Below are 18,208 nucleotides of genomic sequence, written 5' to 3' on the forward strand. Positions count from 1 at the left end.
TTGTGGTTATCCCTTCTGTTTTACAGATTTAGTTTAATAAAAGTATACGTTGGGCAATATCAAGAGTATAAAAGTACTGTGCTGGATTGCTGCCGCTTACTTTGCTTCAGCCATATCAACATTGCCTTCGAAACGATTGACAATATCAACATTGCTAAAAAAATTATTGGTTACTTCGTATTTTTTATGAATAGCCAATTGGCCTGTTTTTTTGTCGGTAAAAGTAAATACTTCTTCTGCCTTGGTATCATAATCAGCATTGATAGACAGCTGTTTATTCACACGCTCAACGAACTGCTTGGCTGTTTCATTATTATTGTTGGCTACTTTTAGCTCTGCGCTCAAAAGCTTTGTTAACTGATAGTCACCAATTTGAGCAGGTAGGATAGCTACCATAAGCTTCAGAGAAATACCTAGCACCATAATAATGAGAACGATATTGGTTACACTAGCACCGCGCTGCGTGGTCAAACCAGATAACTGCTGCATTATGATATTCCTCTATGGGTAAATAACTGTTTTTGATGGCTACTTATCAGACAGCCATCAATTGGATAGCAATGATATTAGCATAAAACTATTATCTATAAATCAACCAATAGAGCACTCACAATGCTAATCAATAGTACCATTACGCTCAAAGGTCGGTAAATTTAGTCCAGGTGGTTTATGCATCCATATGTAGACGGCTTTACCTGCTAGGTTTTCATCAGGAACAAATCCCCAAAATCGACCATCTGCACTACGATCGCGGTTATCACCCATCACAAAATACTGACCTTCTGGTACTTCGATACGCCACTCTGTGCCTTCTGAATCAACCACTTCTGGCGATTGTTGTTGTAAAAAAGGCGCGTACTGTGCGCTGTTCATACCATCTAAATAGCGAACTAAGTGCTGGTTGTCACCTTGGGTTTCCTGAAAATACTTGGCTGCATCTTCTTCTTGCTGACCCATTGCAGCCGCACTCTCTTCAGTGAGCACTTGACCTGGACCCATCTGTCCTGGCAAATAGAGCTGTGACGTCAATTCAGCATTTGCATCAAAATCGATAGGTAGCGTATCTACAGGAACATCATTGATAGAAATCGTACCCTGACTGTAGCTGACCGTATCACCAGGCAAACCAATCAAGCGTTTAATATAGTAGATGCTTGGGTTTTCAGGATAGCGAAATACCACCACGTCACCATGCTCAGGCTCACCTATATCCACAACTTTATTATAAGTCAGTGGTAAACGGACGCCATAAGCATACTTGTTGACTGCAATGAAGTCACCCGTATACAACGTTGGTACCATAGAGGATGATGGAATATTAAAAGGCTCAACCAAAAACGAGCGTACAACCAGTACCACGGCCAAAACAGGGAAAAAGTCATAAGCCCAGCGTACCAAGAGGCTTTCTTGACCCCGCCCTCGAGTTTTACGTTGCTTGAGCGCAAGCTTATCCAACAGCCATACAATCCCTAAGCCTATAGTTAACGGTACTAAAATTAAATTAAAATCAAAATCCATACCAAATTACCTATTAACACGCTGCCTGTATAGCTGCTTTGACGATAAGACCAACGACGTTTAACTGTGATGTACCAAAACTATAGTAGATAACGCTAGTGTTTAGCTATCTACTTGCAGGACAGCCAAGAAGGCTTCTTGTGGAATCTCCACATTACCCACTTGCTTCATACGTTTTTTACCCGCTTTTTGCTTAGACAGCAGTTTCTTCTTACGTGATACATCGCCACCATAGCACTTAGCCAATACATCTTTACGCATCGCTTTTACGGTACTACGACCAATAATCTGACTACCGATAGCTGCCTGAATAGCCACATCGAACATCTGACGCGGAATCAACTCTTTCATCTTGGTCACGAGCTGGTTGCCGCGGAAACGTGCTTGATCTTGATGGACAATCATTGCCAAGGCGTCAACTTTATCGCCATTGATTAGTACGTCAACCTTGACCAGTTTATCCACTTGGTAACGATCAAAGTTATAGTCTAGTGAAGCAAACCCGCGAGAGACTGACTTTAGACGATCAAAGAAATCCATGACCACCTCGCCCATCGGAATATCAAAGATAATCTGAACTTGCTTGCCCATAAAACGCATATCGACCTGTACACCGCGGCGCTCGATGCACAGCGTCATGACATTACCTAGGTAATCTTGCGGCACTAGAATCTGACAGCGCGCAATCGGCTCACGGAACTCTTCGATATTGTTCGGCTCAGGCAGTCTTGATGGATTATCAACATAGATAACCTCGCCGCCTTTCTTTTCGATCTCATAGATAACAGACGGTGCAGTGGTGATCAAATCCAAGTTATACTCGCGTTCTAGACGCTCTTGAATAATCTCCATGTGTAGCATACCCAAGAAGCCACAACGAAAGCCAAAGCCTAATGCATCTGAGGTATCCGGCTCAAAAAACAACGACGCATCGTTGATTTGTAATTTCTGTAGTGCTTCACGGAACTTTTCAAAATCACTAGAATCTACTGGGAACATCCCTGCATATACTTGCGGGGTAATCTGTTTGAAACCTGGAATACGATCGACGTCAGGCGTTTTAGAATGCGTAATCGTATCGCCTACTGGGGCACCAGCAATATCTTTAATACCCGCAATGATAAAGCCCACTTCGCCTGCTTCTAAGACGCCAGTATCGACAGGCTTAGGGGTGAATACACCGATAGAACTCACGGGATGAGCATCGCCGGTCGATTTGATATAAATCTTATCGCCCTTTCTCACAGTTCCTTGGCGTACGCGTACTAGCGATACCACGCCCAAATAGCTATCAAACCATGAATCAATGATAAGTGCTTGCAGAGGTGCTTCGCGGTCGCCAGTCGGTGCCGGAATAAACTCAACCAGTGCTTCGAGCAATTTATCAACACCAAGACCAGATTTCGCTGAGACACGCGGTGCATCTACTGCATCGATGCCGATGATATCTTCAATCTCTTGAATAACACGCTCAGGCTCTACTTGTGGCAAGTCAATTTTGTTGAGGACTGCCATTACTTCTAGACCTTGGTCTACTGCTGTGTAGCAGTTGGCAACCGACTGTGCTTCTACGCCTTGAGCCGCATCAACGACCAATAGCGCGCCTTCACAAGCCGCCAACGAGCGCGATACTTCATATGAGAAGTCAACGTGCCCGGGCGTATCAATAAAGTTCAGCTGATAGCGCTCACCATTTGGGTGATCATAAAACAGCGTTACCGACTGTGCTTTGATGGTAATACCGCGCTCACGCTCAATATCCATCGAGTCGAGCACCTGCGCCTGCATCTCTCGATCTTGCAAGGCACCGCACATCTGAATAAAACGATCGGCAAGGGTCGACTTACCATGATCAATGTGGGCAATGATTGAAAAGTTACGAATATTGGCTAATGCAGTCACAAAGCGCCTACTAATTTAAGGGTGATAGAATAATGAAGCTAAAGAACAGATGCGGTCAGGTACAATTGGAGATACTTGTGCTTCGTTGAGAATTAGATGTCTCAATCCAGTCAATTTTAATAATGTCGTCGCCTACTATACAAAGCCAAGCACATTAACTCTTATGCATACGCATGAAGGAGTATTCTAGCAGTTTTCGACCACAAAGTAAGGCGATTTTAGTAGTAGAGAGACGATTTATCAATGGTTTAAGATTGACTGATAATCGGCAAGAGATATTTAACTAAGCAGTGACGTCTAGAAACTTTTGAGACAAGACATTATTTGAAGCAAAAAAAAACCAATCTCAATAGATTGGTTTCTTTAGTACTGCTATATATGGTGGCGATGAAGAGACTTGAACTCTTGACCTCACGATTATGAGTCATGCGCTCTAACCAGCTGAGCTACATCGCCGTTTTAGGCTGCACATTATGCCCAAGCTATTGACTGTCGTCAACCCCTAATAAGCATTTTTTGCAAAAAAACGAATGTAATTCAGATTAATTGCAACGATTACTACAACAAACAATAAAAAAGGTTTGGTAAACCGATAAGCCGGGTTCTGTCGTGGACGATCATTCCTCTAGGCGTATCATCGCTAATACGCTCAAGCAACCTACCCGCATCGAACGCGGGCCGCGCCATGCCGATGCCTATTTGGTCTTGCTACGCGTGGAGTTTACCATGCCGTGAGATGTTGCCATTCACGCGGTGCGCTCTTACCGCACCCTTTCACCCTTACCGATAATACCTTAAGATACTAAAGGCGGTCTACTCTCTGCTGCACTGGTCGTCAAGTTACCCTGCCCAGCCGTTAGCTGGCACGCTGCCCTATGTAGCCCGGACTTTCCTCCCCTGCTCATCTGTTGCCAGTGTGCAGCGGCGATCGCCTAGTCTACCAAGCGCGCTAGTATAGCAAACTTATGAGGGCCTGCGACTGTCTTTTGAATTTATTTTCAAGGACAGCACAAATAACTTAGATAAAATCTTTTGGTAAAGACAAACAACAGTCGCTCGATATTGTATCGGTGCTAGCAACTTCTATATATGGGAGCTGCAACCAATGCGCTTTAGGGTAATGGCAAGCCAAATAGGCTTGCAAAAAATCGATGGTACTGTTTGCAATCTCAGCATCCGTTTGCTCAGCGTCATCATGAATATGATTATAAATCACACTATGCACTGTTAGGCCGCGCGATTTTATGACTTCTAAACTCAGTAATGTGTGATTGATGCTGCCTAATCGGCCAGAGGTAACCAAGACGATAGGATAGCCTTTCTCCGCAATATAATCTAAGGTCAATAATTCAGTAGTAATGGGAACTAATAAGCCGCCTGCTCCTTCTAATAACACCATATCGTAATCGGCTTGCAATGCTTTGGTGGCTTCAGTAATCATCTGAATATCTAGGGGCTGGTTTGCCAATGCAGCAGAAAGATGCGGTGAGGCAGGTTTCTCGTAGCGATAAGGACAGGTGGTAAAATCTAAATCACAAGGCTGCAGCGGAATCTTCATCAACTTGCGGTGGCTTAAGATATCATCTGCAATGCCTAGTTCGCCATTTGCTTGTTTACTGATGCCTGTTTGCACCAGTTTCTGTGTCATGACATTTACACCTTGCTGCATCAACGCTTTAGCAAGCAGTCCAGTAGCATAGGTTTTACCGATATCGGTATCAATGCCAGATACAAATAGCACGCTCATAGCTGACCTCGGCTTTCTAAATACGTACGCACCACTTTTAGGAGTGCTTGGCATAAGGTAGTCAGCTCGTCATCAGTAATCACATAAGGTGGCATGATGTACACCAATTTACCAAACGGTCTAACCCAAATACCGTTATCAATCAATAAAGACTGAAAAATGGGCATATCGACCGCGTCATGCAACTCAATCACAGCAACTGCGCCCAAACAACGAACCTCAGCAACACCTTCTAATAACGCGGCAGGCGCTAACTGCTGTCCCATAATAGTCTGCATGTTTGCGGTACACGCTTCGATATCATAAGACAGGATCAAATCAATCGATGCACATGCCACTGCACAAGCTAAAGGATTGCCCATAAAGGTTGGGCCATGCATCAGTGCTGGATAATCACTATTGTGAATGGTATCGGCAATATGACGGGTACATAACGTTGCGGCGAAAGTCATATAGCCACCTGTCAGTGCTTTGCCAATGGTCATGATATCAGGGCTAATAGCTGCATGTTCACACGCAAATAATTTACCACTACGCCCAAACCCAGTGGCGATTTCATCGGCAATCAAGAGCACATCATGCTCATCACACAGTTGACGCAGCAATTGTAGATATTCAGGACTATAAAAACGCATTCCGCCTGCGCCCTGAATAATTGGCTCAATGATAAATCCCGCCAGCTGCGCACCATACTCGACAAAAAACTGAGCTAATGATTCACGCTCATCTACTGTCAATGCGCGATCTAAGCCAAGCGGCGGCGCAGGGACGAAATGCTGCATCGGTAATTGCTTGCCATACAGGCTGTGCATACCATTAACAGGATCGCAGACACTCATGGCATTCCACGTGTCTCCGTAATACCCTGAATGGGTTGACGCAAACTGCTGCTTGAATGGACGCTTAGCAGCCACTTGATATTGCAATGCCATTTTTAGTGCCACTTCTACGGCAATACTGCCACTATCTGCATAAAAAATCGCATCGAGACCAGCAGGAACAATATCGAGTAGCTTTTTGCCTAAATTTATAGCTGGCTGATGGGTCAATCCACCAAACATCACATGCGCCATTTTGCTCAACTGCTGGGTCAGCGCTTCGTTTAGCTTGGGGTGATTGTAGCCATGGACGCTCGCCCACCATGACGACATCCCATCAATCAGACGCGTGCCATCTTCGGTGATGATATAAATACCTTCAGCGCGATCGATTACGATATTAGAATAAGTGGGTGGCAGACTGGCATATGGGTGCCAAAGATGTCGCTGATCGAACTCACTTGCTACTTGAATGAGTTTGGTTGTTGTTTGCGTGGTTATTGTTTCCATAGTCATCGTGCTGTCCCTAAAACGTTGTAAATCCAAACGTCATCAATCGCTTATCAATGTTTTATTGACCCGTAATTCGCTTGTATTTAGACAATAAATCACTCTCTGTTTCGACATGATCAGGATCATGAGGGATACAGTCAACTGGACAGATCACCACGCACTGCGGCTCTTCAAAATGTCCGACACATTCTGTACATAAATCAGGGTCGATGACATAGATATCATCGCCTTCTGAGATGGCCTCATTGGGACAAGCGGGCTCACACACATCACAGTTGATGCACTCATCAGTGATTAATAGTGCCATAAACTGCTCCTTATATTTTAATCGTCTCACGCGTAACTGGTCTCTCTTTGCCATTTTGGCAAGTCCTACCAGCAAACCGTTTAGTCAGCATCTACTATTCAATATTTAATTTTTTGTCAAAAGCTTGCAAGACACAGGGCGGGACGAATTTATTAACATCACCGCCGAGTTTGGCAATTTCACGAATCATGGTAGACGAGATAAACGAGTAGTTCTGAGATGGGGTCAAAAATACGGCTTCAAAGTTTTCGTCTAGCTCGCGGTTCATGTTGGCCAATTGAAATTCATACTCAAAATCTGACATCGCTCGTAACCCACGTAACACTGCCGTAGCGTGCTTTTCGCGCATAAAGTCAACAAGCAACCCTTCAAAGCCAATCACAGATACTTGCGGTAAGTCTGCAAATACGGTTTCGACCAAGGCGACCCGCTCTTCAAAATTGAACAGGGGTTTTTTATGATGCCCTGAGGCAACCGCAATAACGACCTCATCAAATAACTTGACGGCGCGTGTAACCAAATCCACATGACCGTTGGTAATAGGATCAAAGGTACCAGGGTATAGAATTTTGGTATGTAGCTTTGAGGAATTAGGAGAAATAGAGTGGCTCATAGCATGACTGATATAATCGGTAATATTAGGCCATATGCTAGCAAATTTTGCTCAAACTTAATACTTATCTGCTACATTTGTCCTAACAGCTGATTTACCTTTTCATCAGAGGCTTTGATACAATAGGCAGTTCGACTCATCCATCTCATAATCGAAATAAAAAACAAGACTAGTTATTGGATTAAGATGAGGAATTAGTAGGACTGATCAGATAAGGCGCTCGCATTTCGGGCAAACCTTATGGAGAAATTATGTCAAAAAAATCAAAAAAACCTGATAATCAGATTTGCGCCAATAAAAAAGCGCGTCATGAGTATTTTATCGAAGAAACCTTTGAGGCAGGACTGGCATTACAAGGTTGGGAAGTAAAAGCCATTCGTGCAGGGAAGATGACGATTACCGAAGCGTACGTCATATTTCGCAATAACGAAGCCTTCCTGTTCGGTGCGCACATTCAGCCATTACTGTCGAGCTCAACGCACGTTAGTCCAGACAGTATTCGTACCCGTAAACTGCTGCTGAACCGTCGTGAAATCGAAAAGCTGTCTGGGGCAATCAACCAAAAAGGCTATGCTTGCGTACCGCTGTCTTGTTACTGGAAAAACTCACTGGTGAAATGCCAAATTGGTCTAGCATTGGGTAAAAAGCAGCATGACAAGCGTAAGACACTAAAAGATCGTGACTGGGAACGTGATAAACAGCGCGGTTTCAAACAGCATTTAGATTAAGCGTTATTTAATCTATATAAAAAAGGACGACTCAATATTTACTGAGCCGTCCTTTTTTGTTGTCTATCACATTTTTTAAATAATCATTTTAAACGCTAGTTGGTAAAAATAGGCTTTGCAAAATAGCCATCTTTATAATATCTAGCCAGTGGCTTTCTATGCCATTTGCTCTTCTAGAGATGCTGCTGTCTTTCTACTAGCCTGACGCAATTGCCTAACACCATGAGTAATCAAACACGCCATACCTAACCAAATCAGACCGTAGCTATAGATCATCACTGACTCAAAAGGATTACCCAGCACGGTCACTGCCAAAATAAATAGCAACGCAGGCTCTAGATAGCTCATCATGCCGTAAACATTGACGGGTAGCATTTGACTGGCATCAATATTAGTTTTCATTGCCAAGACGCTGAGCACACCCAATCCTACTAGCATCATGATAAAGAAAACAGAGCCGCCAACCAGCGCTACACTGTTTGGGGCAAAAAAGAATAAGTAAGCCAACGCAAAGGGCGCAGATATCGTCAAATCGACCAACAATCCCGTTACAGCACCGATTCCTTGCATGCGGCGTAAAATGTAATAAATAGGATACGTACCACACACCCATAGCGTCGCCCAAGAAACACTCTGCGTACGGATAACTTCGCTACCCACACCCAATGCAGCAAAGGCTACTGCCAGCCATTGCAAACGACTGAGTTTTTCGCCAAAAAGCACGCAACCAAACACCACCATCATCAGTGGGAATAAGAAGTACCCCATCGCGGTTTGCACACCTTGTCCATTGACTGGCGCCCACATAAACAACCAAAACTGGCTGAGAAATATCGGTGTAGGCAGTAGCAACCAAGCCCATTGCTTAGTGCCTTTGAGCACTTTCAATTTATCAACGTGCAATCCTAGACGTCCACTCACTATTAAGTATCCGACCAACGCTGCCCACATCGCGAGCATGCGCCAGATGAAAACCTGCGTCCCTGATAACGGCGCCAAAAAACTGCTATACGCATAGAGGACGCCAAATAGCACATTGGATAATATGGCAAAAGACACCCCTAATATCAGAGTGCGTTGCTGTGTGTTACCTGCCGTCCAAATCGCAGGTAATGGCAAACGTGCAGCAGTCGTTGCTAGCGTATTAGCGAATACATTGGAGAGCATTGAGATAGACATGATAAGCACCGTAGATATTAATAGATTGTAGAAACTCAATTGTTGGCTCTCATTTTTGAGTAGCTCTGATTGATATGGTCTATTTTACTAGGATGCTTTGATATATTATCTCTATATAAACCTATTTATGAATAAAAATATCATATTACTGTCGTATAAATCATTATTTTCTTATATTAAAATTTTTAGTGATAATTTTTATAAAATCACTAAACTCTCTGCTACCAAGGATATCCTGAGATGAGTCATATTTTAGATAATACTGATAAAGCTATTTTGAATTTGCTACAAGATGATGCAACATTACCGCTTAAAACTGTCGCAGAGCGAGTGCATGTGTCTATTGCAACGGCGCAGCGGCGTATACAAGCACTCATAGATCATGACGTAATTACCAAACAAGTCGCCATCGTCAATCCTGACAAAGTAGGCTATGGTCTGACGGCGGTGGTCATGATAGAAATGGAGCGCTCTAATACGTCGATGCAGCATCGGTTTGAGCGCTTGATGGATGCACAATCACGAATCATGAGCTGTTATGAAGTATCGGGCGATTTTGATTTTATGTTGATGGTCAATGCCAAAAATATGAGTGACTACCATCAATTCACTCGCAGCTTACTGACGTACGAAAACAATGTCCGTAATTTTAAAAGCCAGTTTGTGATGAACTTTACCAAGAGTGGAACCAAAATCACGTTGGACTGATAACCTCTATCTGTCTAATGCAACGGTATTTTTATAAATTCTGGTGACAAGTAGATAAGTGGTCGCTAATCCCTGTACGATATAGTAAAAGTTAGATAAGCAGTAAAATCTCGATGGTTCATTCTATAGACAAGGACGCCTACTCATGACTAACGACACACACTCTACTGGCACGGATATGCATGCCACACAAAAATCACTGCGCCCAAAAGCAATGCTAGCAGGGGCTTTGTTCGCGACAGCACTAGCCAGCTCAGGCTGCGCTACCAGCTCATTACTTGACAGTGGCAAGTATGTCACGACTAATACAGAAAAACAGATATTCTCTGAAGATCAAATCATAGCCTTTGGTCGCCCAGCGCAGGCGTTACCTAAAATGCCAAACGCAACGATGGTGATCGTGGGTGAGAAGAACAGTTACGTACTCACCCAAGGTGGGACTGAGATGGTGAGCTTACTGAGCAATCTGACACAAAAAAACATTCAAGTTGATAATGACATGAGCTTTTATGTGCCAAACAACGATGGCTATTTTCAAGGGGAAATGAAGCTGTCTTATGCCAAACTAAAAGATGAGTTTGGGCGCGCGGATTATCAGTTCTTTTTGCAAAACAATGGCTTGGAGTGCACCTCAGCAAGTGATCAACGCATGAATGCTCAGCGCTTTTGCTTCAGTGTGCCTGTGAAAGGAGCTATCTATCCGCAAGTCAGCAATTTGGGGCTCATTCAGTCAAACTATCGCGCCTTGACCAAACCTTATACCGTAAGCTTCTATACAAAGACTCAGCAAGATATGGTCACCCGTAGCGGACCAAACGGTGTGCAAAAGCTGGTATTGCTACCCTTTGCACTCGCTTTTGATGTGATTACCTTCCCGCTTCAACTGGTAGAGTAGATAGTTGACAACTATTAGGTAGTCCATTTTCTAATATCAATTTTTAAACCACATTGTATAAACCACATTGTACAAGGCACGTTATCGAAAGGTACTCCATACTCAACCGTAACGCGCCCACTTGGTCTATTAAAACAACTTTTCGACGACTGCTTTTGGATAACTTTGCTTGGTCGTTTGTGCAGCTTGAAACAATATCTCATCTGCCTCAACAGGTCCTGCAACGTCGCACAAGCAAACATAAGCAAGCTGAATCAAATTATTGAGAAGATACTCATTGTCAGGTACGGCTGGACGATCACCGTCCAAAAATGATTTGATATTGATACTATGCCCTTTGAAGGTGCGCTCTTGCGAGACAGTTTGGTGCATGGTCAAAAAAAAGTTACGACTGTCGATGGTCGTTAATTGACTGCGAAGCGTCTCCATCACTGTATAAAACGCCAATACCAGCTCAGAGAGAGGCAATGGTACTGGTGTATCGATGGTCTCTTGCTGACTGTCGGTCTCCACTATCTGCTCGTTGCTCGCTTGCAGCGTATCCCAAAAGCCTTTACGAATCTCAGATTTATGCGTTTGTAGCTCAGGATAGCGCCTAGTTGCGTCCAACACGCACTGTTGCATCATCTTCACAGAGACCGCCGGATACCGTAGCCATTGCGTCTTCAGCAGTCGTACTTCCTCAGGATGTAAGTATTTTGCCAGCACCTCTGCCATCGTGGATACCGTTTGGTCTACGGATTGAGTATCAGTATTCATCAGCTCTCTCCTATAAGTGACGCTCTGTTAGACTTTTAGCATCAAACATTTGCTTTTGAAACTCAGGGTAACCCAGCTCTGCATGCTCGGTATAATCAAGGCCACGCTGTTCATGTAAACGGCTTGCCTTTAATCCAAAGCTCAGATCAATCAGCTTATACATAATAAGACCCAGACCTAATGCCCATACCAAAGCCACACCGACGCCCAGCGCCTGCACGCCCAGCCGTGATAAATTAAATAAATCCCCTGTATAGAATAATCCAGCTGCGAGTGTACCCCAGACACCGCCGAATCCATGTACAGCCACTGCTGAGACCACATCATCGATCTTGAGCTTTAGTAGCGCCTGCGTAGACAATATATAGACCACGGCAGCAACCCCACCGATAATAATAGAATATAAAGGCGTCGTTGTGGCACAGCCTGCCGTGATAGACACGAGTCCGATCAAACTGGCATTGACACTATCACTGAGCAAGATTGCTTTGTTCAGTGTCCGAGAGATCAGCATATAGCTCACTACAGCACTGACTGCGGCGACAAAGGTATTAACCGCGATAAGACCGATATCGCCTGTGATAGACAGGGTCGATCCAGCATTGAACCCAAACCAGCCAAACCACAAGATAAACCCGCCTAGCGCCAGTAGCGTCATGTTATGCCCTGCGATCAATCGCGGCGTCCCATCAGGTGCAAAACGGCCCAGTCTCGGTCCGATAACTAAAACACCTGCCAGCGCCAACCAGCCGCCGATAGAATGGACCACCGTCGAGCCAGCAAAATCAATAAAACCACGCTCAGCGAGCCAGCCTGACCCGCCAAAATAGCCACCCCAGACCCAGCTGGCAAACACAGGATAGATAAACAAACAAATCAAACAAGCTGCTATCGCATAACCGATGAACGAAACACGCTCTGCCATTGCACCACTAGCAATCGTCACCGCTGTCGCTGCAAACATCATCTGAAAGAACATCAGTGCCCAGTCCATATTGGATAGATTGACTGGCATAAAATGATCCGTGCCGACGAATCCGGAGTGATTGGTACCCATCATTAGCCCAAAACCAACTAAGTAGAACGCCAGACCACCGATACACATGTCGGTATAGTTTTTCATCATCACATTTACTGCATTTTTTGCGCGTACTGATCCGCTCTCTAGTAACGCAAAACCTGCCTGCATAAAGAACACCAAAACCCCGCCCCAAATAATCCAAGCAATGTTTTGATATTCGAGTAGCTGCGCCACCGTCAATGTGTCTGCTTCCGCAGCTTGTGCACTAGCTATCGTGCCAAACAGTAGCGTATTGAGCACTAGTATCTTACCTAGTGATGACTTGAGTAGCTTCTCCAATACATCCAGCCCAACAGATGATGTTCTCATTTTATCTCCAAACACTTATCCAACCCTTTAAATGTTATCGGTGCACCATTTTCACTCATAGATGCACACAAATAAGCCCTGATAGAGTCGGAGCAAAACCTATGCCAGAATCTGTGGAGAAAAATTAGAACGGCCAACAAACATGAGAAAATGTGTTAGAAATGGGTTTGTCGCGCTGATGATATTGCTGCTCAGCTTGCGTTATTTTTATCGCTACCCTGCTGTACTGGCGGCTTACTTTGTCACTGCAGTTTATCTCGCGCTATCAATAACTTATCGGCAATCACCACTCATAGAATAGGTCGCATAGTGAAGGTGATTCATGTTAAAATGAGCGCTTTTAAATCAGCATTTATCATCAATAATGAATAAAGGTTGTATTTTTAGTGCCATTTTCTAATTAACAGGTCCGCCCATGTCTGCCGATACCATCGCCCGCACTGCCTTTAAACAAGGCACCAAGCCACTTTATGATTATGACAAACACTGGGCGAGCTGCTACGAGCCGGCGCCTTATCTACCGATGAGCCGCAAAGAGATGGACGATCTGGGCTGGGATGCTTGCGATGTTATCATCGTATCGGGCGATGCGTATGTCGATCACCCAAGCTTTGGTATGGCGATTATCGGTCGCTTGCTTGAGTCACAGGGCTTTCGCGTCGGTATCATCGCGCAGCCAGATTGGAAGAGCAAAGATGCCTTTATGGAGCTTGGTAAGCCGGTCTATGCGTACGGCGTGACCGCTGGCAATATGGATAGTATGATCAACCGCTATACCGCCGATCGTAAAATCCGTAGTGATGATGCCTACTCTCCTGGGAACGTCGCTAATAAGCGCCCTGACCGCGCGGCTATCGTCTATAGTCAGCGCTGCCGTGAAGCCTATCCTGATGTGCCTATTATTTTAGGCGGTATTGAGGGCAGCTTACGCCGTATCGCGCATTATGACTATTGGTCAGACAAAGTGCGCCGTAGTATTTTGCTCGATGCGCGTGCGGATGTCTTATTGTATGGTAATGCTGAGCGCGCCATCGTCGATGTCGTACATGGTCTGTCAAAAGGCTATAGCTTTGAGCAAATGAGTAAGCTACGCGGTACAGCGTATTTATTGACCCCAACGCGTCGTCATTGGCAAGCGGATATGACTGAGGTCGCAAGTAACGATGTCGATACCGTTGGCCGTGTCGATCCGATCATCAACCCGTATGTCATGACCGAAGACGTTGATAGCTGCTCAATTGAGCAAAACAAGCCATCGGACTCGCCTGTCGGGCAAGCCATGCCGTCGTCCATGTCATCACAGTATCAGGGTTTTGTCGCTGAGCCAGTTGCCAATAAAGTTATCAACGCTGAACAAGTCGATGAAGAGACGCAAGTGGTACAAATGCGCGGCTTTGATAAGCCAATGACGGCACGTAAGCATAAAATTAAAATGCCGCCACGTGAAGAAACGGTGATTCGTCTGCCTGATTATGAGCATGTCAAATCTGATCCTGTACTCTATGCCCATGCCAATCGTATTTTGCATTTAGAGACCAATCCGGGTAATGCTCGCGCGCTCGTACAACGTCATAGCAGCGGTGCAGGTAACTCGCATACCTCTATCGATGTCTGGCTGAACCCGCCACCGATTCCACTCTCAACAGAAGAGATGGATTATGTGTTTGACTTGCCGTATGCCCGCCTGCCGCACCCAAGCTATGGCGATGCGCGCATCCCTGCTTATGACATGATTAAGTTTTCGGTCAATATCATGCGTGGTTGTTTTGGTGGCTGTACGTTCTGTTCGATCACTGAGCATGAAGGGCGCATTATCCAAAACCGTTCAGAAGAGTCGATCTTGCGCGAAGTCGAAGCGATTCGTGATACAGCCCCTAATTACACTGGCGTGATCTCTGACCTTGGCGGACCAACGGCTAATATGTATCGTCTGAGCTGTAAAGACGAAACCATTGAAAAGAACTGCCGTAAGCCGTCTTGTGTGTATCCTGATGTCTGCGAAAATCTACTGACCGATCACAGCAACTTGACCAAGCTATATCGTAAAGCTCGTGATATCAAGGGCGTGAAAAAAATCCTGATTGCCTCAGGCTTGCGTTACGATCTGGCGGTAAAAGATCCTGAATACGTCAAAGAGTTGGTCAGCCATCATGTCGGCGGTTATCTCAAGATTGCCCCTGAGCACTCTGAAGAAGGCGTGCTATCGAAGATGATGAAGCCGGGTATGGGCAGTTATGATCAATTCAAAGCGATGTTTGAGCAATTCAGTCAGGAAGCGGGCAAAGAACAGTATCTGATTCCTTACTTCATCGCCGCCCACCCGGGTACCAAAGATGAAGACATGATGAACCTTGCGCTGTGGCTCAAAAATAATGGCTACCGTGCCGACCAAGTACAGGCATTTTATCCAAGCCCAATGGCGACCGCGACCACCATGTATCACACGCACAAAGACCCGCTACACAAGGTTAGCCGTGATGAAGGTGATATGGATATCGTCAAGTCTGGCAAACAGCGTAAACTGCACAAAGCGTTCCTGCGCTATCATGATCCAAAAAACTGGGTGTTATTGCGTAAAGCGCTACAAGACATGGGCCGTAGCGATCTGATTGGTAAAAACCGTGGCTGCTTGATTCCACCATTTAACGCCAGTTTAGAAGGGCGTGACGCGGCGCAAGACAGCTATCAGTCAGCGCGCAAAAAGAACAGTCGCCTAGGCAATGACTCGGTGAAGCGTAGCAACAATTCGTCAAAGCCTAACGCCTCAAACCGTGCTGGCACAAACAAAAACGCCGCCGGGAAAAACACCAAGAAAAAAGTCAGTAAAGGCAACTTCCAAACTCAGCATACTGGTCTGCCACCGCGCAAAACCAAGTAGCATTAACGATATACAAAGACATGCTCAGTTTAGAGCGTGTTTAGTTCATCAAAAAAGCGTCTATCGACAATTCGTTGATAGGCGCTTTTTTATGCGCTGGCTTGAGCGATTTTTTATGAACAAACTGAGCAGTACCACTCACTACAATCGGTGTTTTTGATTTACTGCCTTTACTTTATAGAACATATGCAGTTGGTAGTATTTACGATTGACAGCACCTAGGATTGACAGCACCTAGAACTCATGGTACCTAGGGTTAGTGATACTCAGCATTAAGGGCATTTAGAATCATAAGTTACATTAGTCACGGATTAGGTAACCAAGCTAACAGGTAATAAACAATTTCTAACACTGAAATAGTTCGTTTTCGCTACTATAACCCTCATAGGCTACCTACCTAAATAAATATAATCGAATGACATCAGTGACAAACTCTGGAGAGAACCATGAACATGATAACTAAAATCGCAACCGCCCTACCAGCCCTTGCCCTATTGAGCGCTTGTGCTACGACGGCTCCAGAAACCACTGATACACCCGTCACAGAAAAGGTAACCGCGGCTTATGATCGCATGGCACCAGCACCGTATACCTGTACTGACGGCAGCAAAATCATGGCAAAGCAATCTATCAATAAAGAGCAAGTCATGGTCAATGCCACATTACCTAAAGTAAAATGGGCAGAGCAGCCAGTCGTCTTGAACGGCGGTGTAAAGGGTGACGTCGCAAGCTATGTCAACGACTCAAACCCAGAAGTCATCTATGCATGGCACATGAAAGAGGACAAAGGTATCTTTGCAATGAAATGGGCAAATGGAAAAGAGTATAAAGTAAACTGCCAGATTTAATCCGCCAATCATACATAGAAGATGATAGCGAAATGAAACAGTCATCCTAGGGTGGCTGTTTTTTTGTGCCCGTTTGATCGATAGTTTTGTGACTATGATTATGGCTATGGCTACGGTTATTAAAACAACTACATCTATCTGTTCTGGCTCTAGCATTGGCTCAAAAACTGGTCACTGACGCTTTTTGCTAGAGAACCGCTAAGAAACCTGTCAAAATAGTATTTATAGATCATATCCCTATATCGCACATGATATGAATGCTCTATAAGCAGCAATCAGTATCAAACGATAGCAAAGCAAGTAAACAAAAAGGATAACTCGATGGCGAAGCGTCTGATAAGCATAATGGTAGTGGCAACAGCGAGTATGTGGGCGCTGACAGCCTGCGATAACACCCCCGACTCCGTCGATACTGCTGATCAAGCAGCGAACACGGTAGCGACTGCAGATACCACAGCCGAGTCATCGACAGCAGAAGGCAAACTGGCTGCCAACACGGTAGACTGGTCACTGGTAGACAGCGGTGCAAAGCCTGCTGACCCCACCAACTACAAGTATCCATTTGCGATCGATAGTCAAAACGTCCGAGACTATGCTGAGTTTTTCAAAGTGGATGCGGCGACCGCACAGCACAACCTCACTATCAGCATGGCAAGTAATGAAGCACTGTCTAAAGTCTTGGATCAGCTGAGCGAAACCTATGTCTCACATGAGCTAACCGATGGCAATGAGATGACGCTTATCATTCATACCACGCCCGATGTTACTGCCAGTACCTACGATTATGTGCTGTCTGATGACTTTGCCAAAGGACTGGTATTGCCCATTGAGATTAAACCTGATGGTAAAAAAGGTGAGGTGAAGGTGCATGGTGAGATGGTGGAGTAGAAGTTGGGTTTTACCTCTCTAAGCTAATAGTAATTTCACTAAAAAAATTATATAGATTTTGTAGACAAGGAAGTCGATGTTTAAATCATATTATCAGCAGCATTCTTTGCTTAGCTCAGATGAAATTTACGAAGGTTTATTAAGTTATGGAATGTTTAGCGACAATTTACCATCTTTCTTACAATCTGTTGATTTTTTTGCTTGGTGCAAAGTACAGAAGCAAGATACCTTTCAGAAAACAGAAACTACTCCCGTCTACTATGAAAGTATAAGAAATATAAATATACCAAGGATTATTACTATTCCAAATCCTATCGCATATAGAAATCTATGTTTTAATTTGAAAAATAACTGGAATGATATTCTATTACACTTTCAAACCTATACAGGGGTAACCCTCCCAAACTTAAGACACCTAATAAATAGAATTAAGCTGCCTGATTGAGTTTCTGTATCGGTGTAAAACCGCCATTGCCCATGTTTGGGCGCTTATGATTATAATGGTATAACCAGTTTT

At 44.5% G+C, this 18,208-nt stretch carries 17 protein-coding genes, 1 tRNA gene and 1 other RNA gene; 7 read left to right on the plus strand and 12 right to left on the minus strand.

Annotated elements, in window-relative coordinates; translation table 11 throughout:
• Positions 1 to 96: 96 nt before the first annotated feature.
• The 9 genes from NJD71_RS10435 to coaD all read right to left on the minus strand — a co-directional run bounded on the left by NJD71_RS10435 (position 97) and on the right by coaD (position 7,418).
• A complete protein-coding gene (locus NJD71_RS10435) occupies positions 97 to 489 on the minus strand; it encodes a DUF4845 domain-containing protein (RefSeq protein ID WP_319051905.1) in 393 nt (130 codons plus the stop codon).
• Between the two features lie 126 nt (positions 490 to 615).
• Entirely contained in the window at positions 616 to 1,518 is a 903-nt protein-coding gene (gene lepB / locus NJD71_RS10440) for a signal peptidase I (RefSeq protein ID WP_319051906.1), read from the minus strand.
• 102 nt (positions 1,519 to 1,620) lie between these two features.
• Positions 1,621 to 3,420 carry a translation elongation factor 4 gene (lepA, locus tag NJD71_RS10445; RefSeq protein WP_319051907.1) on the minus strand — a complete coding sequence of 600 codons (1,800 nt, stop codon included), beginning with the start codon at positions 3,418 to 3,420 and terminating at the stop codon, positions 1,621 to 1,623.
• Between the two features lie 379 nt (positions 3,421 to 3,799).
• A tRNA-Met gene (locus tag NJD71_RS10450) sits at positions 3,800 to 3,876 on the minus strand.
• A gap of 121 nt (positions 3,877 to 3,997) precedes the next feature.
• Positions 3,998 to 4,364, minus strand: an RNA gene (gene rnpB, locus NJD71_RS10455) — RNase P RNA component class A.
• A gap of 74 nt (positions 4,365 to 4,438) precedes the next feature.
• Positions 4,439 to 5,167, minus strand: coding sequence for a dethiobiotin synthase (bioD, locus tag NJD71_RS10460; RefSeq protein ID WP_319051908.1), 729 nt, complete (start codon positions 5,165 to 5,167; stop codon positions 4,439 to 4,441).
• On the minus strand, positions 5,164 to 6,501 hold the full coding sequence (gene bioA, locus NJD71_RS10465) for an adenosylmethionine--8-amino-7-oxononanoate transaminase (RefSeq protein WP_319051909.1): 1,338 nt from the start codon (positions 6,499 to 6,501) through the stop codon (positions 5,164 to 5,166). The genes bioD and bioA overlap by 4 nt, the downstream gene beginning before the upstream one ends.
• A 55-nt stretch (positions 6,502 to 6,556) precedes the next feature.
• A complete protein-coding gene (locus NJD71_RS10470; RefSeq protein WP_319051910.1) occupies positions 6,557 to 6,805 on the minus strand; it encodes a YfhL family 4Fe-4S dicluster ferredoxin in 249 nt (82 codons plus the stop codon).
• Positions 6,806 to 6,899: 94 nt separating this feature from the next.
• On the minus strand, positions 6,900 to 7,418 hold the full coding sequence (coaD, locus tag NJD71_RS10475; protein ID WP_319051912.1) for a pantetheine-phosphate adenylyltransferase: 519 nt from the start codon (positions 7,416 to 7,418) through the stop codon (positions 6,900 to 6,902).
• Positions 7,419 to 7,669: 251 nt separating this feature from the next.
• Between coaD and smpB the strand changes: the two genes are divergently transcribed.
• Positions 7,670 to 8,146: an SsrA-binding protein SmpB gene (smpB, locus tag NJD71_RS10480; protein WP_057758370.1), complete on the plus strand. Its 477-nt coding sequence runs from the start codon at positions 7,670 to 7,672 to the stop codon at positions 8,144 to 8,146.
• 156 nt (positions 8,147 to 8,302) lie between these two features.
• Here the strand turns inward: smpB and rarD are convergent, their stop codons facing one another.
• Entirely contained in the window at positions 8,303 to 9,325 is a 1,023-nt protein-coding gene (rarD, locus tag NJD71_RS10485) for an EamA family transporter RarD (protein WP_319051913.1), read from the minus strand.
• Positions 9,326 to 9,565: 240 nt separating this feature from the next.
• Between rarD and NJD71_RS10490 the strand changes: the two genes are divergently transcribed.
• Both NJD71_RS10490 and NJD71_RS10495 read left to right on the plus strand, forming a co-directional pair.
• Positions 9,566 to 10,033 carry an Lrp/AsnC family transcriptional regulator gene (locus NJD71_RS10490; protein WP_319051914.1) on the plus strand — a complete coding sequence of 156 codons (468 nt, stop codon included), beginning with the start codon at positions 9,566 to 9,568 and terminating at the stop codon, positions 10,031 to 10,033.
• 145 nt (positions 10,034 to 10,178) lie between these two features.
• Positions 10,179 to 10,928 (plus strand): hypothetical protein, encoded by a 750-nt coding sequence (locus tag NJD71_RS10495; protein ID WP_319051915.1) that lies wholly within the window; start codon positions 10,179 to 10,181, stop codon positions 10,926 to 10,928.
• Between the two features lie 129 nt (positions 10,929 to 11,057).
• Here the strand turns inward: NJD71_RS10495 and NJD71_RS10500 are convergent, their stop codons facing one another.
• Both NJD71_RS10500 and NJD71_RS10505 read right to left on the minus strand, forming a co-directional pair.
• Positions 11,058 to 11,687 (minus strand): hypothetical protein, encoded by a 630-nt coding sequence (locus NJD71_RS10500; RefSeq protein ID WP_319051916.1) that lies wholly within the window; start codon positions 11,685 to 11,687, stop codon positions 11,058 to 11,060.
• A gap of 10 nt (positions 11,688 to 11,697) precedes the next feature.
• On the minus strand, positions 11,698 to 13,077 hold the full coding sequence (locus NJD71_RS10505) for an ammonium transporter (RefSeq protein ID WP_319051917.1): 1,380 nt from the start codon (positions 13,075 to 13,077) through the stop codon (positions 11,698 to 11,700).
• Between the two features lie 415 nt (positions 13,078 to 13,492).
• Between NJD71_RS10505 and NJD71_RS10510 the strand changes: the two genes are divergently transcribed.
• The 4 genes from NJD71_RS10510 to NJD71_RS10525 all read left to right on the plus strand — a co-directional run bounded on the left by NJD71_RS10510 (position 13,493) and on the right by NJD71_RS10525 (position 18,136).
• On the plus strand, positions 13,493 to 15,955 hold the full coding sequence (locus tag NJD71_RS10510) for a YgiQ family radical SAM protein (RefSeq protein WP_319051918.1): 2,463 nt from the start codon (positions 13,493 to 13,495) through the stop codon (positions 15,953 to 15,955).
• A gap of 446 nt (positions 15,956 to 16,401) precedes the next feature.
• On the plus strand, positions 16,402 to 16,803 hold the full coding sequence (locus tag NJD71_RS10515; protein WP_319051919.1) for a hypothetical protein: 402 nt from the start codon (positions 16,402 to 16,404) through the stop codon (positions 16,801 to 16,803).
• A 321-nt stretch (positions 16,804 to 17,124) separates the two neighbouring features.
• The gene (locus tag NJD71_RS10520; RefSeq protein ID WP_319051920.1) at positions 17,125 to 17,691 is read left to right on the plus strand and encodes a hypothetical protein; all 567 of its coding nucleotides are present in this window, start codon (positions 17,125 to 17,127) and stop codon (positions 17,689 to 17,691) included.
• Positions 17,692 to 17,767: 76 nt separating this feature from the next.
• A complete protein-coding gene (locus tag NJD71_RS10525) occupies positions 17,768 to 18,136 on the plus strand; it encodes a hypothetical protein (protein WP_319051922.1) in 369 nt (122 codons plus the stop codon).
• Positions 18,137 to 18,208 lie beyond the last annotated feature (72 nt).

Origin of the sequence: Psychrobacter sp. PP-21 (genome assembly GCF_033790785.1) — a bacterium.
Lineage (GTDB): Bacteria > Pseudomonadota > Gammaproteobacteria > Pseudomonadales > Moraxellaceae > Psychrobacter.

Excerpts from the sequence above, each read along its gene's own strand:
- NJD71_RS10435 (WP_319051905.1), bottom strand. The coding sequence starts at position 489 with ATGCAGCAGTTATCTGGTTTGACCACGCAGCGCGGTGCTAGTGTAACC.
- lepB (WP_319051906.1), bottom strand. The coding sequence starts at position 1,518 with ATGGATTTTGATTTTAATTTAATTTTAGTACCGTTAACTATAGGCTTA.
- bioD (WP_319051908.1), bottom strand. The coding sequence starts at position 5,167 with ATGAGCGTGCTATTTGTATCTGGCATTGATACCGATATCGGTAAAACC.
- bioA (WP_319051909.1), bottom strand. The coding sequence starts at position 6,501 with ATGACTATGGAAACAATAACCACGCAAACAACAACCAAACTCATTCAA.
- NJD71_RS10470 (WP_319051910.1), bottom strand. The coding sequence starts at position 6,805 with ATGGCACTATTAATCACTGATGAGTGCATCAACTGTGATGTGTGTGAG.
- coaD (WP_319051912.1), bottom strand. The coding sequence starts at position 7,418 with ATGAGCCACTCTATTTCTCCTAATTCCTCAAAGCTACATACCAAAATT.
- smpB (WP_057758370.1), top strand. The coding sequence starts at position 7,670 with ATGTCAAAAAAATCAAAAAAACCTGATAATCAGATTTGCGCCAATAAA.
- rarD (WP_319051913.1), bottom strand. The coding sequence starts at position 9,325 with ATGTCTATCTCAATGCTCTCCAATGTATTCGCTAATACGCTAGCAACG.
- NJD71_RS10490 (WP_319051914.1), top strand. The coding sequence starts at position 9,566 with ATGAGTCATATTTTAGATAATACTGATAAAGCTATTTTGAATTTGCTA.
- NJD71_RS10495 (WP_319051915.1), top strand. The coding sequence starts at position 10,179 with ATGACTAACGACACACACTCTACTGGCACGGATATGCATGCCACACAA.
- NJD71_RS10500 (WP_319051916.1), bottom strand. The coding sequence starts at position 11,687 with ATGAATACTGATACTCAATCCGTAGACCAAACGGTATCCACGATGGCA.
- NJD71_RS10505 (WP_319051917.1), bottom strand. The coding sequence starts at position 13,077 with ATGAGAACATCATCTGTTGGGCTGGATGTATTGGAGAAGCTACTCAAG.
- NJD71_RS10510 (WP_319051918.1), top strand. The coding sequence starts at position 13,493 with ATGTCTGCCGATACCATCGCCCGCACTGCCTTTAAACAAGGCACCAAG.
- NJD71_RS10515 (WP_319051919.1), top strand. The coding sequence starts at position 16,402 with ATGAACATGATAACTAAAATCGCAACCGCCCTACCAGCCCTTGCCCTA.
- NJD71_RS10520 (WP_319051920.1), top strand. The coding sequence starts at position 17,125 with ATGGCGAAGCGTCTGATAAGCATAATGGTAGTGGCAACAGCGAGTATG.
- NJD71_RS10525 (WP_319051922.1), top strand. The coding sequence starts at position 17,768 with ATGTTTAAATCATATTATCAGCAGCATTCTTTGCTTAGCTCAGATGAA.